Origin of the sequence: Micromonospora sp. WMMD1128 (assembly GCF_027497235.1) — a bacterium.
Lineage (GTDB): Bacteria > Actinomycetota > Actinomycetes > Mycobacteriales > Micromonosporaceae > Micromonospora.
In genome coordinates this window covers 2,971,892-2,986,272 of sequence record NZ_CP114902.1, presented here as the reverse complement: position 1 = coordinate 2,986,272, position 14,381 = coordinate 2,971,892, and the positions used below count along the sequence as shown (strand labels likewise).

16 protein-coding genes are annotated in these 14,381 nt (G+C 73.0%); 7 read left to right on the top strand and 9 right to left on the bottom strand.

All coding sequences use genetic code 11. The features are described 5' to 3' along the window. Position 1 precedes the first annotated feature (1 nt). From O7602_RS13725 to O7602_RS13715, 3 genes are all read right to left on the bottom strand, one after another. On the bottom strand, positions 2 to 676 hold the full coding sequence (locus O7602_RS13725) for a thymidine kinase (protein WP_281590285.1): 675 nt from the start codon (positions 674 to 676) through the stop codon (positions 2 to 4). Between the two features lie 111 nt (positions 677 to 787). Further along, on the bottom strand, positions 788 to 2,179 hold the full coding sequence (locus tag O7602_RS13720; RefSeq protein ID WP_281589374.1) for an MFS transporter: 1,392 nt from the start codon (positions 2,177 to 2,179) through the stop codon (positions 788 to 790). Positions 2,180 to 2,198: 19 nt separating this feature from the next. Then, the gene (locus O7602_RS13715) at positions 2,199 to 2,966 is read right to left on the bottom strand and encodes a glycerophosphodiester phosphodiesterase family protein (protein WP_281589372.1); all 768 of its coding nucleotides are present in this window, start codon (positions 2,964 to 2,966) and stop codon (positions 2,199 to 2,201) included. 87 nt (positions 2,967 to 3,053) lie between these two features. Here O7602_RS13715 and O7602_RS13710 point away from each other — a divergent pair, with 87 nt between their 5' ends. Both O7602_RS13710 and O7602_RS13705 read left to right on the top strand, forming a co-directional pair. After that, the gene (locus tag O7602_RS13710) at positions 3,054 to 3,524 is read left to right on the top strand and encodes a helix-turn-helix domain-containing protein (RefSeq protein WP_281589370.1); all 471 of its coding nucleotides are present in this window, start codon (positions 3,054 to 3,056) and stop codon (positions 3,522 to 3,524) included. Further along, on the top strand, positions 3,517 to 3,885 hold the full coding sequence (locus O7602_RS13705) for a DUF4180 domain-containing protein (RefSeq protein WP_281589368.1): 369 nt from the start codon (positions 3,517 to 3,519) through the stop codon (positions 3,883 to 3,885). Before O7602_RS13710 ends, O7602_RS13705 begins: the two co-directional genes overlap by 8 nt. A 7-nt stretch (positions 3,886 to 3,892) precedes the next feature. On the opposite strand, the gene O7602_RS13700 is transcribed toward O7602_RS13705, so the two are convergent. Then, positions 3,893 to 4,663 (bottom strand): lysophospholipid acyltransferase family protein, encoded by a 771-nt coding sequence (locus O7602_RS13700; RefSeq protein WP_281589366.1) that lies wholly within the window; start codon positions 4,661 to 4,663, stop codon positions 3,893 to 3,895. Between the two features lie 149 nt (positions 4,664 to 4,812). On the opposite strand from O7602_RS13700, the gene O7602_RS13695 reads away from it, so the two are divergent. The 3 genes from O7602_RS13695 to O7602_RS13685 all read left to right on the top strand — a co-directional run bounded on the left by O7602_RS13695 (position 4,813) and on the right by O7602_RS13685 (position 8,832). Beyond that, positions 4,813 to 6,225, top strand: coding sequence for a cytochrome ubiquinol oxidase subunit I (locus O7602_RS13695; RefSeq protein WP_281589364.1), 1,413 nt, complete (start codon positions 4,813 to 4,815; stop codon positions 6,223 to 6,225). A gap of 13 nt (positions 6,226 to 6,238) precedes the next feature. After that, the gene (gene cydB / locus O7602_RS13690; RefSeq protein ID WP_281589362.1) at positions 6,239 to 7,237 is read left to right on the top strand and encodes a cytochrome d ubiquinol oxidase subunit II; all 999 of its coding nucleotides are present in this window, start codon (positions 6,239 to 6,241) and stop codon (positions 7,235 to 7,237) included. 89 nt (positions 7,238 to 7,326) lie between these two features. Continuing rightward, entirely contained in the window at positions 7,327 to 8,832 is a 1,506-nt protein-coding gene (locus O7602_RS13685; RefSeq protein WP_281589360.1) for a hypothetical protein, read from the top strand. 12 nt (positions 8,833 to 8,844) lie between these two features. Here the strand turns inward: O7602_RS13685 and O7602_RS13680 are convergent, their stop codons facing one another. The 3 genes from O7602_RS13680 to O7602_RS13670 form a co-directional block, all read right to left on the bottom strand. After that, positions 8,845 to 9,534: a hypothetical protein gene (locus O7602_RS13680; RefSeq protein ID WP_281589358.1), complete on the bottom strand. Its 690-nt coding sequence runs from the start codon at positions 9,532 to 9,534 to the stop codon at positions 8,845 to 8,847. A gap of 64 nt (positions 9,535 to 9,598) precedes the next feature. Continuing rightward, positions 9,599 to 10,057 carry a peroxiredoxin gene (locus O7602_RS13675; RefSeq protein ID WP_281589356.1) on the bottom strand — a complete coding sequence of 153 codons (459 nt, stop codon included), beginning with the start codon at positions 10,055 to 10,057 and terminating at the stop codon, positions 9,599 to 9,601. Positions 10,058 to 10,102: 45 nt separating this feature from the next. Beyond that, positions 10,103 to 10,936: a patatin-like phospholipase family protein gene (locus O7602_RS13670; protein WP_281589354.1), complete on the bottom strand. Its 834-nt coding sequence runs from the start codon at positions 10,934 to 10,936 to the stop codon at positions 10,103 to 10,105. A gap of 75 nt (positions 10,937 to 11,011) precedes the next feature. On the opposite strand from O7602_RS13670, the gene O7602_RS13665 reads away from it, so the two are divergent. Beyond that, positions 11,012 to 11,740: an SDR family oxidoreductase gene (locus tag O7602_RS13665; protein ID WP_281589352.1), complete on the top strand. Its 729-nt coding sequence runs from the start codon at positions 11,012 to 11,014 to the stop codon at positions 11,738 to 11,740. Between the two features lie 52 nt (positions 11,741 to 11,792). Here the strand turns inward: O7602_RS13665 and O7602_RS13660 are convergent, their stop codons facing one another. Together O7602_RS13660 and O7602_RS13655 are read right to left on the bottom strand one after the other, a co-directional pair. Next, a complete protein-coding gene (locus tag O7602_RS13660) occupies positions 11,793 to 11,918 on the bottom strand; it encodes a hypothetical protein (protein WP_281589350.1) in 126 nt (41 codons plus the stop codon). Continuing rightward, entirely contained in the window at positions 11,915 to 13,333 is a 1,419-nt protein-coding gene (locus O7602_RS13655; protein ID WP_281589348.1) for an OFA family MFS transporter, read from the bottom strand. Before O7602_RS13655 ends, O7602_RS13660 begins: the two co-directional genes overlap by 4 nt. A 178-nt stretch (positions 13,334 to 13,511) precedes the next feature. On the opposite strand from O7602_RS13655, the gene pdxY reads away from it, so the two are divergent. Continuing rightward, the gene (gene pdxY / locus O7602_RS13650) at positions 13,512 to 14,363 is read left to right on the top strand and encodes a pyridoxal kinase PdxY (RefSeq protein WP_281589346.1); all 852 of its coding nucleotides are present in this window, start codon (positions 13,512 to 13,514) and stop codon (positions 14,361 to 14,363) included. Positions 14,364 to 14,381 lie beyond the last annotated feature (18 nt).

The following is a 14,381-nucleotide window of genomic DNA, read 5'->3' as shown; positions in this document are numbered from 1 at the left end:
CTCAGGCGCGGGGGCCGAGGTCGCCGGAGCGGTAGTGCCGCCGGCACAGCACCTGGTAGCGCACGTCCGCGGTGTCGACGGTGTCGCCGATGACGACCTGCGCGCCTTCGCGGACCACCCGGCCCTGCACCACCCGGGCGTTGAGCAGGCCCTCCCGGCCGCACCAGCACAGCACCTCGACCTGGATGCGGGCCACCTCGTCGGCCAGTTCGAACAGTCGCTGCGCGGCCGGGAAGAGGCAGGAGCGGAAGTCGGTGGCCAGGCCGAAGGCGTAGACGTCGACGTCGAACCTGTCGACCAGTTCGGCCATCTGCTCGATGTGCTCCAGGTCGTAGAAGGACGCCTCGTCGCAGATCAGGTAGTCCACGCGTACCCCCTCGGCCCAGGCGGCGCGGACCAGGTCGCGCAGGTCGAGGCCGTCGGTGACCTCGATGGCCTCGTGGGCCAGGCCGATGCGGGTGGTGACCTGCGGGCCCAGCGACCGGTCGATGCGGGTGGTGACCAGGCCCCGGCGGCCCTGCCGGGCGTGGTTGTAGTTCATCTGCAACGCCATGGTGGACTTGCCGCAGTCCATCGGCCCCCAGAAGAACTTCAGCGCGGCGGCGTGCAACGGCCGGCCGTCGACGCCGCGGGCGGCGGCGCAGCCGCCGGCGCGGTCGTCGCCGGGCCCCGGCAGGGGGCGGGCCAGGCAGGTCGGGGCGGCAGCGGCGTCGTCGGTCACGTCGGGGCAGCCTAGCCGATCGACGCCGCTGCATCCGGTCCGCGATGATCCACCGCGGGGTGCGTCTCAGAGCACCCGGGGCGGGGTGTTGCCGGCGGCGACGATGGCCCGGCGCATCGGCACGGCGGCCAGCAGCGCGAAGCCGACCACGAAGAAGATCAGCAGGGAGACCAGGCCGACCCGGTAGGACGAGGTCAGCTGGAAGACCAGGCCGAACGCGAGTGGGCCGAGCCAGCTCGTGCCCTTGTCGCTGATCTCGTAGAAGCCGTAGTACTCGCCTTCCTTGCCGGCGGGGATGAGCTGGCTGAACAGCGACCGGCTCAGCGCCTGGCTGCCGCCGAGGACCAGGCCGATGCAGCCGCCGAGGATCATGAACGGCACCGGGGCCTCGGCGGGCAGCCGGAACGCGGCGATGATCACGCCGGTCCAGAGCACCAGCGACAGCAGCACGGTCTTCCAGGCGCCGATGCGCTTGGCCAGGGCACCCAGGGCGAGCGCGCCGCCGAAGGCGAGGAACTGCACCAGCAGGATGGTCACGATCAGCGTGCCCTGTTCCAGCCGCAGCTCCTCGGTGCCGTACTGGCTGGCCAGCGTGATGACGGTCTGGATGCCGTCGTTGAAGACCAGGAAGGCGAGCAGGAAGAACAGCGTCAGCGGGTACGTCTTGATCTCGCGCAGGGTGTGCCCGAGTTGCCGGAACCCGTCGGTGAGCACCCCACCGCCGCCGTGGCGGGCGGCGGCGGTGGGGTGCTCACGCAGCCAGCGCAGCGGCAGCAGGGTGAACGCGGCCCACCACACGCCGGCCGACACGATCGACCAGCGCGCCAGGTCGAGGGTGCGCTGCGCGTTGCCGTCCTCGCTGAGCATCGTGACCGCGACCAGGTTGAGCGCGAGCAGCACCCCGCCGCCGAGGTAGCCGATGGCCCAGCCGCGGCTGGAGATGCCGTCGCGGTCGTCCGGGCCGCCGAGCTGCGGCAGGAACGAGTTGTAGACCACCACGGCGGCGCCGAAGGAGATGTTCGCGACCAGGAACAACGCGCCACCGAGCAGGTAACGCTCGCCGGTGACGAACGCGAACGCGATGGTCGCCCCGGCGCCGGTGAACGCGGCGGCGGCGAGCAGCCGCTTCTTGTGCGCCGACCGGTCGGCGATCGCGCCGACCACGGGCAGCACGAACACGGTGAGGAAGACCGACAGCGAGATCAGGTACGGGTAGTAGGAGCCGGCGGCGACGCGGATGCCCAGCGGGTGCACCACGCCGTCGCACCTGTCGGCGCCCAGCTCGCAGCCGGCGGCCAGTTCGGTGACGGTGGTCAGGAACGGCCCGAGGAAGACCGTGATGACGGTGGTCTGGAACGCGGAGTTCGCCCAGTCGTAGAAGTACCAGCCGGTGCGTTCGCGGCGGGTGCTGCCCGGCGGGGCGGGGTCGACGACGACGGGGGTGACCGGATCGGCCATCGGGGCGGTCCTCGGGGGCTCAGGCGGCCCAGTGGCCGCGACTGCGGTAGACGTCGCGGAGCACGCCGACGTGATCGGTCATGATGCCATCCACCCCTAGGTCAAGTAAGTGGTGCATCTGGGTGGGTTCGTCGATCGTCCAGACGTGCACCTGCAACCCGATCCGGTGGCAGTAGGCGATCAACCGCCGGTCGACCACCGGGATCCGCCCGTAGGAGACCGGCACCTGGGCGGCGACCACGGACGGCGGCAGCCGCAGCGCCCGCCCGTGCAGGGACGCCATCCGCAGCCGGGCCACGCCGCGCATGCCGAGGCCGGTGGCGACCGTCGGCCCGGCCAGCGCGCGCAGCCGGGTCAGCCGGGCGTCGCTGAACGAGGCCAGCAGCACCCGGTCGCCGGCGCCGGCGCGCTCGACCGCGGCGACGGTGGGTTCCACCCCGCCGTCGGCCTTGACGTCGACGTTGAACCGGACCTGCGGCCAGGCGCCGAGGACGTCGTCGAGGCGGGGCACCACGGCGGCGCCGCCGACGCGTACCGAGGCGAGGTCGGCGAAGCGCAGGTCGGCGATGCGGCCGTTCTCGCCGGTGACCCGGCGCAGCGTCGGGTCGTGGAACACCACGGGCACGCCGTCGGCGGTGGCGTGCACGTCGGTCTCGACGTACCGGTAGCCCAGGGCGACCGCGCGGGCGAACGCGGCGGCGGTGTTCTCGTCGCCGTCGGCGGCGCCCCCGCGGTGGGCGAAGGCCAGCGGCGCGGGCGCGTCGAGATAGCCGTGACGAGGCTGCACGCCGGCAGTATGCCGGCCGGAGATGACGCCCGGATGGCCAGCCGAAGAAATTCCCTATCGTTCCCTGTTTCGCTATCTTAGGGTGCGATGGGTAACGACATGTACTCGGTGGAGCAGGTCGCGGCGCTGCTCGGGCTGCACGTGCGCACGGTGCGCGGCTACATCCGCGCCGGCCGGCTGCGCGCGGTGCGCATCGGCAAGCAGTACCGGATCGCCCGCGCCGACCTGGACGCGCTGACCGGCCGGCCGGCGACAGCCACGCCTTCGGCGGCGGAGGTGTCGAGCATCGTCGCGCTCGACGGCGTCGACCGGGCCGCCGCCGACCGCCTGGCCACGCTGGTGCTGGCCGGCGTCAACACCCACCCCGACCCGGACCGTCCACTGCGGGTGCAGACCGTGCACGACGAGGAGCGTCAGCGTATGAAGTTGGTGATCCTGGGCGACCTGGCCGCCACCGCCGACCTGCTGCGCCTGCTCGACGCGGTGCTCGACGGCGACAACGGCCTGCTCGACGGCGGCCACGGCCCGCGCACGGGGGAGGAGGCCGACCGTGGCTGACGAGCTGGTCGAGCGCGCCGGGGTCACGGTGCTGCTCTGCGACCCGGCCGGCCCGCCGATCGCCACCGAGGCCGACGCGCTGGACCTGATCGGCGCGGCGTTCGCCGGCGCGAGCGTGGTGGCGGTGCCGGCGCAGCGGCTCGACCCGCGCTTCTTCGCGCTGGGCACCCGCTTCGCCGGGGAGGTGATGCAGAAGTTCGTCACTTACCGGCTGCGCCTGGCGGTGGTCGGTGACATCTCCGCGCACCTGGCCGACAGCGGCGCGCTGCGGGCACTCGTCGCCGAGTCCAACCGGCACGACCAGGTGTGGTTCGTGCCGGACCTGGCCGCCCTCGACGACCGGCTGCGCGCCGCCGGCTGAGCCCGGTTCAGCCCGCGCGGTGGCGGCGGTGCGCGCGGCTGGGGTCGCTCGGTCGGCCGGGGTCGACGTGCCGGGGCAGGTCGGGCTCGTGCGGGCGCAGCGGGACCAGGTCTTCGGTGATCGCGTCGATGATCCGGTCGGTGGCGTGGCGGGCCGCGCCCGGCGCGTCGTGGCGCAGGTCGGCCAGGGCCACCGGGGCGCCGAAGTGCACCCGGATGACCGGCCGGCGGCGCAGCGCGCGGGCCAGGCCGCGCAGCATCCCCTTCGGGGCGCGGTAGGGCAGCACCTCGTGCGAGCCCCACTGGGCGACCGGGACGACGGCGGCGCCGCTGGCGAAGGCGAGCCGGGCCGCGCCGGTCTTGCCCCGTTCGGGCCACATGCCGGGGTCGAGCCCGATGCGGCCCTCGGGGTAGACGAGCACCACCGAGCCGCCGGCCACCGCCTCGGCGGCGACCTCCAGCGAGCGGTGCACGGCGGTGGTGCCGCGGTCGACACGGATGTGCCCGGCGCGGCGCATCAGCGGCCCGATCACCGGGGCCCGGAACAGCCCGGCGGTGGCCATGATGCGCGGCGCGACGCGCCGGACCCGGCAGGCGGCGGCGAGCACCACCGGGTCGAACGGGCTGATGTGGTTGGCCGCCAGGATCAGCGGCCCGCGCCGCAGCTCCTCGGGCACGTCGCCGGTGACCTCGAGCCGGCCGATCAGCGCGACGAGGGCGCGGGCGAGCGTCTGCGCGCCGCGCCACAGCAGCGGCGCGCGCCAGGGGGAGGTGTCCATCAGTGGTGGATGGTCGCACGACGGGCCCTGCGGCAAGGTGATCAGGGTCATTGGTCCCGGGTCGGTTCGGGCCGGGTGGCCCTCACCTTTTCTCTACGACGGCGAGTAGTATTTACTACGTCTCGTAGTAAGAAGGCTGGGGGTTTCAGGTGGACGCGTTGGACGTCGCCCGCTGGCAGTTCGGTGTCACCACCGTCTACCACTTCCTGTTCGTGCCGCTGACCATCGGCCTGTCCGTGCTCGTCGCCATCCTCCAGACGATGTGGCACCGCACCGGCAACGAGCGCTACCTCAAGCTCACCAGGTTCTACGGCAAACTGTTCCTGATCAACTTCGCGATGGGCGTGGTCACCGGCATCGTGCAGGAGTTCCAGTTCGGCATGAACTGGAGCGACTACTCCCGCTTCGTCGGCGACATCTTCGGCGCGCCCCTGGCCATCGAGGCGCTCGTCGCGTTCTTCCTGGAGTCCACGTTCATCGGTCTGTGGATCTTCGGCTGGGACCGGCTGCCCAAGCGACTGCACCTCGCCGCGATCTGGGCCGCCGCGATCGGCACCAATCTGTCGGCCTACTTCATCCTCGCCGCGAACTCGTTCATGCAGAACCCGGTCGGCTTCCGGATCAACCCCGACAGCGGACGCGCCGAACTCACCGACTTCCCCGCCGTGCTCACCAACAAGGTCGCCCTGATCACCTTCCCGCACACCCTCGCCGGGTCGTTCCTGGTCGCCGGGTCCCTCGTGGTCACCGTCGGACTGTGGCACGTGATGCGCAACCGCGACAGCGCCGACACCGGCGCCTACCGCTTCGCCACGAAGTTCGGCGCCTGGGTGGTGCTGGTCTCCTCGGCGCTCGTGGTGCTCACCGGCGACATCCAAGGCAAGATCATGACCGAGGTGCAGCCGATGAAGATGGCCGCCGCCGAGGGCCTCTACACCACCGAGAGCCCCGCCTCGTTCTCCGTGCTCACCGTCGGCAGCCTCGACGGCAGCCGCGAGATCCTCGCCGTCAAGATCCCGTACCTGCTGTCGTTCCTCGGCACCGGCGACCCGCACGGCACCGTGCAGGGCATCAACGACCTCCAGGCCCAGTACGCCAGCCAGTACGGCCCCGGCACCTACGCCCCGATCATCCCGGTCACCTACTGGAGCTTCCGCTTCATGATCGGCTTCGGCCTGGCCGCCGCCGCGATCGCCCTGCTGGTCCTCTGGAGCCAACGCCGGGGCCGCACCCCGACCAACCGGTGGCTGCTGCGCGCCGGCCTGGTCATGCCGGTGCTGCCGCTGCTCGCCAACTCCTTCGGCTGGATCTTCACCGAGATGGGCCGCCAACCCTGGATCGTCTTCGGCGAGATGCTCACCCGCAACGGCGTGTCCCGCAGCGTCTCCCTGACCGAGGTGCTCACCTCCTTCACCGCCTTCACCCTCATCTACGCCACCCTCGCGGTGATCGAGTTCAAGCTGCTCGTCCGCTACGCCCGCGCCGGCGTACCCGACGTCACCGACCAACCCACCGACGACGACACCGACGACGCGCAGCGCCCGCTCGCGTTCGCCTACTGACCCGGAGCCCACCGTGGAACTGACCACCGTCTGGTTTCTCCTCGTCGCCGTGCTCTTCACCGGCTACTTCATCCTCGAAGGCTTCGACTTCGGCGTCGGGATGCTGCTGCCCGTGCTCGGCCGCGACGACCGGCAACGCCGCGTCCTGATCAACACCATCGGCCCGGTCTGGGACGGCAACGAGGTCTGGCTGATCACCGCCGGCGGCGCCATGTTCGCCGCCTTCCCCGAGTGGTACGCCACCCTGTTCTCCGGCTTCTACCTGCCGCTGCTGCTCATCCTCCTCGCCCTGATCGCCCGCGGCGTCGCCTTCGAATACCGGCACAAGCGCCCCGAGGCGACCTGGAAACGCCGCTGGGACCGGGCCATCTTCTGGGGCTCGGCGGTGCCGGCGGTGCTGTGGGGCGTGGCGTTCGCCAACATCTTCCGCGGCGTTCCCCTGGACGCCGACCACGAGTACGCCGGCGGCCTGCTCGACCTGCTGCACCCGTACGCGCTGCTCGGCGGCCTGACCACCCTCGGCCTGTTCGGAACCCACGGCGCGGTGTTCCTCGCGCTCAAGACCACCGGCGACATCCGCCACCGCGCCGGCGCCCTCGCCGTCAAGCTCGGCGCCGGCACCGCCGTCGCCGCGGTGGCGTTCCTCGGCTGGTCACTGACCATCCGCGCCAGCGCCGCCGCCGTCGTGCTCGCCGCCGGCGCCGCCCTCGCCCTGCTCGGCGGCCTGGCCGCGGCGAGGGTACGCCGGGAGGGCTGGGCGTTCACCGGCACCGCGGTGGCCATCGCCCTGGCCGTGGCGACGCTGTTCGCCGCCCTGTTCCCGAACGTGCTGCCGTCCACGCTCGACCCGGCCGGCACGCTGACGGCCACCAACGCCGCGTCCACCCCCTACACCCTGAAGATCATGACGTGGGTGGCGGTGGTGTTCACCCCGATCGTGCTGGCCTACCAGGGCTGGACGTACTGGGTGTTCCGCAGGCGGATCGGCGTGGCCAACATCCCGCAGCACTGAGCGTCACCGCCGCCCGCGGGGACCGAACCCAGCGGACGGCGGCTATGCTTCCCGCCGACCACGATCCCGACGCCCCCCGAGGACACCGCATGCCGTCAGCGGCCGTCGACACGCCGACGTCACCCTCCTCGCCGCGCCGGTGGCGGCCCCGGCCCACGCACCTGCCGCTGGCCGTCCTGCTCACCGTCTACCTGGCCGCCCGGCTGCTCATCCTGACCCGCTTCACCGTCTACACCTCCGTCGACAGCACCTCCTACGCCGACCGGCCCGGCAACACCATCGACCTGCTGTCGTTCACCGGCCACGCACCCCGGCCCTGGGGCGTGCCGCTGCTGTACGCCCTCGCCGGCTCCGACCGTGCCGGCACGACCGTCCAATGGGGCATCAGCACCCTGGCCTGGTCGCTGCTGATCGGAGCCGCCTGGCTGCTGCTGCGCACCCTGCCCGCCCGCTTCGCCGCCGCCGCGGCGCTGGTCGGCCTGGCCCTGACCCGGTCGGTCTACCCCTGGGACCACGCCGTGCTGTCCGAGTCGCTGTCCATCAGCCTCGGCGTCGCCGCGCTGGCCCTGCTCGCCATCTGGGTACGTACCCGGTCCCGGGTGGCGCTGGGCGCGCTGGTCCTGACCACCCTCTGGTGGACCTTCACCCGCCAGGACGTACTGCCGTACGTGCTGCTGCTGCTCGTCGTGCTCGCCGGCTACGCCCTGCTGCGCCGCCCCCGCCGGGCCGCGCTCGTGGCCGTGGCCGTCCTGCTCGGCGGCCTCGCCTGGAACACCGCCACCGTCCACCCCACCGACGAGAGCTACCGGGCCTGGTACTCCGGGCTGAGCCTGTCCGAGGCGACGTTCCTGTACCGCCTGCGCTTCCAGATCCTCAACGACCCGCCGGTCGCCCGCGCCTACCGCCGAGACCTGGGCATGCCCCGCTGCGCCCCGGCCGAACAGATCGCCGCCGGCACGCCGTGGCAGATGACCGAGTTCATCGCCGCCTGGCGCGGCTGCCCCGACCTGGTCGACTGGACCGCACGGGAGAAGGACACCGTCGCCTACCGGTACGCCCTGACCCACCCGCGGCACGCCGCCGCCACCACCGGCGAGGTGCTGCCCACGCTGCTCGGCGGCACCACCGGCCGCTACGCCGACCCGGTGGCGGCCCTGCCGACATTCCCCGAGCGGGTCTTCTTCCCCGACCCCGACCGGGTACTCCCGGTGACCGGCCTGCTCGTCGTGCTCGCCGCCGCCGTCGGGCTGCTCACCCGCGGGTTCCGGCGGACCCGCTGGAGCGCCGCCGCCGGTGGCCTGCTCGTGGCCGCCAGCACCGCCAGCGCGGTGGCCGGCACACTGTTCACCGCCGGCGAGTATGCCCGCTTCGGCATCCAGGAGGCGGTGCTGCTGCGCGTCGGGCTGATCCTGCTCGTGGCCGCCACCGTCGAGGCGGCCACGACGGCGCTGCGCGACCGCGCCGCCGCCCGCCGGGAGCCCACGCCGACGCCGACCACGCCCACCGACTCGGCGGTCGACGCGCCGGGCGCGCCCGCCGAGCCCGCGCCGGCCAGCGACGGCCAGCCGGACCCGGCGGGCGCCCCCCGCTCCTGACCGGCCGTCCGCTCAGCGGGCCTCGCGCAGCTCCGCCAGCCGCGCCTCGATCTCGGCCAGCTCGGCGCGTAACTTCTCCGCCTGCTGCTCCGCCTCGGCCCGCTCGGCGGCCAGGATCTGCTCCACCGCCTCCTGCACCCCCGGCACGTCCACCAGCGCCACCATCCGCAACGCCTCGGCCGGCTTCACCACGTACGGCCGGGCCAGCGCCTTCGCGCCCTGCTGCGCGGCGACCGTCCACTCGCCCTCGCCGTACGCCAACGTCACCGTCAACCCGGGCGGGGTCTTCGGCTTCACGGCCTTGACCGCCCGCTTCGCCGGCTTCGGCTCCGCCGGCTGCTGCTCCTGCGCCTTCTGTTCCTGGCGCGGCGCCGGCACCCGCGGCGTGTCCAGCACGAACTCCGGCTCCGCCGCCGCGGGCGGCTGCTCCGGCTCCGGTTTCGCCTCGACGGCGGCGGGCCGCCGCCCGGCGCCCTTGGGCGCGACCGCCACGTCGGCGGGGGAGAAGGGCAACTCGTCGCGGCCGAACCGCACCACCACGAACTCCTCCGACACCGCCGGGTCGGTCAACTCCACCACCTGCCCGAGCTGCCCGGCCATCTGACCGGCCGCCTCGGTGAACACCACCCGTGGCTTGCGGCCCGCCGCCAACGACTCGCGGATCTGCTGTACCTCGTCAGTGGACAAACCCTGGACCGCCATCACGCCCTCTTCCGTACACCTGTGTGACGCACCTTGATACCAGCCGGCTGCGACAACACGAAGATCAGCCCCCGAGCGCGCGCAACGCCGCGTCGGCGTGCTCGTTCATGCTCATCTCGCTGTGCACCACGGCCAGCACCCGCCGGTCCGCGCCGATCACGAACGTCATCCGCCGGGTGCTCAACGCACCCAACGGCAACCGCCGCCGCACCCCGAACGCCGCCGCCACCGCCCCGTCGACGTCGGACAGCAGCGGATAGTCGAACCCGTGCCGGGCGGCGAACTCCGCCTGCCGATCCACCGGATCCCGGCTGATCCCGACCCGGGACGCGCCCAACGCCGCGAACTCCGCGGCCAGGTCCCGGAAGTGACAGCTCTCCGCCGTGCAGCCCCGGGTCATCGCCGCCGGGTAGAAGAACACCACCGCCGGCCCGGCGGCCAGGAACTCCGACAGCCGCCGCGGCGTGCCCGTCTGATCCGGCAGCGTGAAGTCCTCGACCAGGTCACCGACACTGACACCCACCGCGTACCTCCCACGCCTCGCCGCCGACCCGGTGAGCCTAGGCGATCACGCCCAGACCGCCGCCACCTCATCGGCCACGGTCGCGGCCTGCGCGAACCCGGCCCGCGCCGACGCCGCCCGCCGCGTCGGGTCCAGCACGTTACGACCGATCGCCGCGCGCGCCGCCCGGTCCGGCGCCACCACCGCCACCCGCGCCCCCGCCGACCGCAACGCCGACACCTGCGCCGCCAGCCGCGGCATCGGCCCGACCGCGGCGCTCGTCGGCGCCAACACCACCACCTGAGCAGCCCCGGCGGCCAGGTCCGCGTTCACCGGCGACCGCACCCCGCCGTCGACGTAACGCCGGCCGTCGACAGTCACCGGCGGCCACACCCCGGGCACCGCGCAACTCGCCCCGACCGCGTCGACGAGCGACACCCCGCTGTCGGCGTCGAAGACCACGAACCCACCCGAGGCCGCGTCGACGGCGGTGACCAGCAGCCGCCGCGCCGGCCATTCCCGCGCCGGCAGCCGCGCCGCGATCACCGCCCGCCGGGACTCCTCCGACGGGGTACGCGCCGCCAACGCCAACGCGCCCACCCGCGCCCGGGCCCGCGCCGCGTCCCGACCCCGCGCCCCGGCCCACGCCCACCGGGCCAGCACCCCCAGACCGAGCCGGGCCGGCACCTCGTCGCGCGGCGGACGCAGCTGCGCCGCGTACCACTCGGACAGCGGCACCCCGGAACAGACCTGCGCACCGACCACCGAACCGGCCGACGTGCCCACCACCAGGTCCGCCTCGTCCAGCGGCACCCCCCGCTCAGCCAGCCCGGCCAGCAACCCCAGCTCCCAGGCGACCCCGGTCACCCCGCCGCCGCCCAGCACCAACGCCCGCCCCATGTGACCGTCCTCTCCGTCCCCGGTGGTCCCGCCCACGGTAACGTCGCCCCCACCACCAGGGCAGAGGAGAACGCATTGACCTCCGTCACCATCATCACCGGGGGTGGGCGCGGCATCGGCGCGGCCACCGCGCGCCGACTCGCCGCCGACGGACACGACCTGATCATCGGCTACCGCGCCGACCACGACACCGCCGCGACGGTCGCCGCCGACGTGCGCGCCACCGGGCGCCGCGCCGTCACCGTCGCCGCCGACACCCGCGACCCCGACCAGGTACGCCGGCTGTTCGCCGCCGCCGACCAACTCGGCCCGCTCACCGGCCTGGTCAACAACGCCGGCGTCACCAGCCCGATCGGCCCCTTCACCGACCTGCGCGCCGACGACCTGCGCGAGGTCGTCGACGTCAACCTCGTCGGCTACATCCTCTGCGCCCAGCAGGCCGCCAGCCGGATGACAGGCGGCGGCGCGATCGTCAACGTCTCCTCCGCCGCGGCCACCCTCGGCAGCCCCGGCGAGTACATCCACTACGCCGCCGTGAAGGCCGCCACCGACACCCTCACCGTCGGCCTGGCCAAGGAACTCGCGCCGCGCGGCATCCGGGTCAACGCGGTCGCCCCCGGCATCATCCGCACCGACATCCACGCCCGCTCCGGCGCACCGGACCGCCCGGACACCTCCGCCGGCCGCATCCCGCTGGGCCGCGCCGGTGAGCCCGACGAGGTGGCCGGCGCGATCGCCCACCTGCTCGGCCCCGACGCCACCTACACGACAGGCGCGGTCCTGCGGGTCGCCGGCGGTCTGTAGCAACGACGCGGCGACCCGGGGGAGCCCCCGGACCGCCGCTGCCCGCCCACCGTCACCCGGTGAACAGCTTCGCCGCCGTCATCAACGTCTGGATCACGCCGTAACCCAGCAACACGGCCACCAACAGCCACGACACCACCAGGCGGACCTGCTGCCCGCCACCGGTCCGCCCGTTCACGATCCGCTCCTCTCCGCCGCCACCGGCTGCCCCGGCGCCATCTCGTCCCGGCCCGACGCCGGCTCGTGGAACCGCTGCGGCACCGGCCGGATCAGCAGGTTCGCCACCAGCCCCACCGCCAGCACCCCGACCATCGTGAACAACGCCGGCCGGTACGCCGACGCGGTCAACGAACCCGGCTCGCCCTGCGCGTCGAGGAACGCGTTGACGATCAGCGGCCCGGCCACGCCCGCCGCCGACCACGCGGTCAGCAGCCGACCGTGGATCGCGCCCACCTCGAACGTGCCGAACAGGTCCCGCAGGTACGCCGGCGCGGTCGCGAACCCACCGCCGTAGAACGACAGGATCACGCAGGCCAACAGCACGAACAATGCCGTCGCCGTCTGCCCGACCAGCGCCAGCGCCAGGTACAGCGCCAGGCCCACACCCAGGTACACCACGTAGATCGGCTTCCGGCCGATCACATCCGACGTCGACGACCAGACGAACCGGCCCGCCATGTTGAACAACGACAGCAGCCCCACGAACCCGCCGGCCGCCGCCACCGACACCGAGGAGGTGCCACCGTCGCGGAAGAAGTCCTGGATCATCGGGCTGGCCTGCTCCAGGATGCCGATGCCCGCGGTCACGTTGCAGAACAGCACCACCCACAGCAGCCAGAACGACCGGGTCTTCACCGCGTTAGCCGCCGACACGTTCGCGGTGGTCACCATCGGCTTCTTCGCCACCGTCGACGGGTCGAACCCGGCCGGACGCCAGTCCGCCGCCGGCACCCGCACGTTGAAGACGCCGAACATCATGATCGCGAAGTAGCCGACACCGAGCGTGACGAACAACCACACCAGCGCCGAACCGGACGCCGTCGACCCGCTGACGGACGGGTCGTAGCCCGAGTCGAACAACGACAGCAACTGCCGGGACAGGGGAGAGGCCACCATCGCCCCACCACCGAACCCCATGATCGCCAAGCCGGTCGCCAGGCCCGGCCGGTCCGGGAACCACTTGATCAACGTGGAGACGGGGGAGATGTACCCGATTCCCAGGCCGATACCGCCCAGCACGCCGTACCCCAGATACAGCAGCCACAGCTGCGAGGTCGCGATGCCCAGCGCGCCGACCAGGAACCCGGCCGCCCAGAAACACGCCGAGACGAACATCGCCTTACGCGGACCGTTCGCCTCCACCCACGTCCCGGCCACCGCCGCCGACAGGCCCAACATCACGATCGCGATGCTGAAGATCACCCCGATCGCCGTCTGCCCGGTGTCGAAGTGCGCGATCAGGGAATTCTTGTACACGCTCGTCGCGTAGACCTGCCCGATGCAGAGATGGATCGCCAGCGCCGCCGGCGGGATCAGCCACCGGCTGTACCCGGCCGGCGCAATGGTGCGCCGACGATCAAAAGCGGAAAGCATCCTTGCTTCCTCCGTCCAGATGGCGAGAACCCCTCGCTTCATGCCCCCACCGCATGCGCAGCCCAAACCCACCCCGCGCCCGACGGTCGAAACCCTGAGCCGAGCGGCCGACGCTACCCCCGCCCGCCACCGGACGACCACCGAGCGTGACCATCGGCCGGGATGCGACGATGGGCCGGTGAAGATCCTGTCCATCCAGTCGTCCGTCGCCTACGGCCACGTCGGCAACTCCGCCGCCGTGTTCCCCCTGCAACGCCTGCGCCACGAGGTCTGGCCGGTCCTGACCGTGCACTTCTCCAACCACACCGGCTACGGCGCCTGGCGCGGCCCCCTGCTCGCCCCCACCGACGTCGCCGAGGTCATCGCCGGCATCGCCGACCGCGGCGTGCTCGGCACCGCCGACGCCGTGCTCTCCGGCTACCAGGGCGACCCCGCCGTCGGCGCGGTGATCCTCGACACCGTCGCCCAGGTCAAGGCCGCCAACCCGGCCGCGCTCTACTGCTGCGACCCGGTCATGGGCGACGTCGGCCGCGGCATGTTCGTCCGCCCCGGCATCCCCGAATACCTGCGCGACACCGTCGTCCCGCGCGCCGACATCGTCACCCCCAACCAGTTCGAGCTGGAATTCCTCGCCGGCCGCCGCACCGACACCCTCGACGACCTGCTCACCGCCGTCGACACCGTCCGCGCCACCGGCCCCGAACACGTCCTGGTCACCAGCGTCCTGCACGGCGACCTGCCCGCCGGCCACCTGGAGGTCGTCGCCGTCTGCGCCGACGGCGCCTGGGCCGTCACCACCCCGCTGCTGCCGATCAACCCCAACGGCGGCGGCGACGTGACCGCCGCCCTCTACCTGGCCCACCTCGCCACCACCGGCTCACCCGCGACCGCGCTGGAACACACCACCAACTCGATCTTCGCGGTGCTCGAGGCGACCCTCGCCGCCGGCACCCGCGAACTCCAACTCGTCGCCGCCCAGGACGCCATCGCCGACCCGCCCACCCGGTTCACCGCCCGCCGGCTGCGCTGACCCCACCCCGGCCCTCCG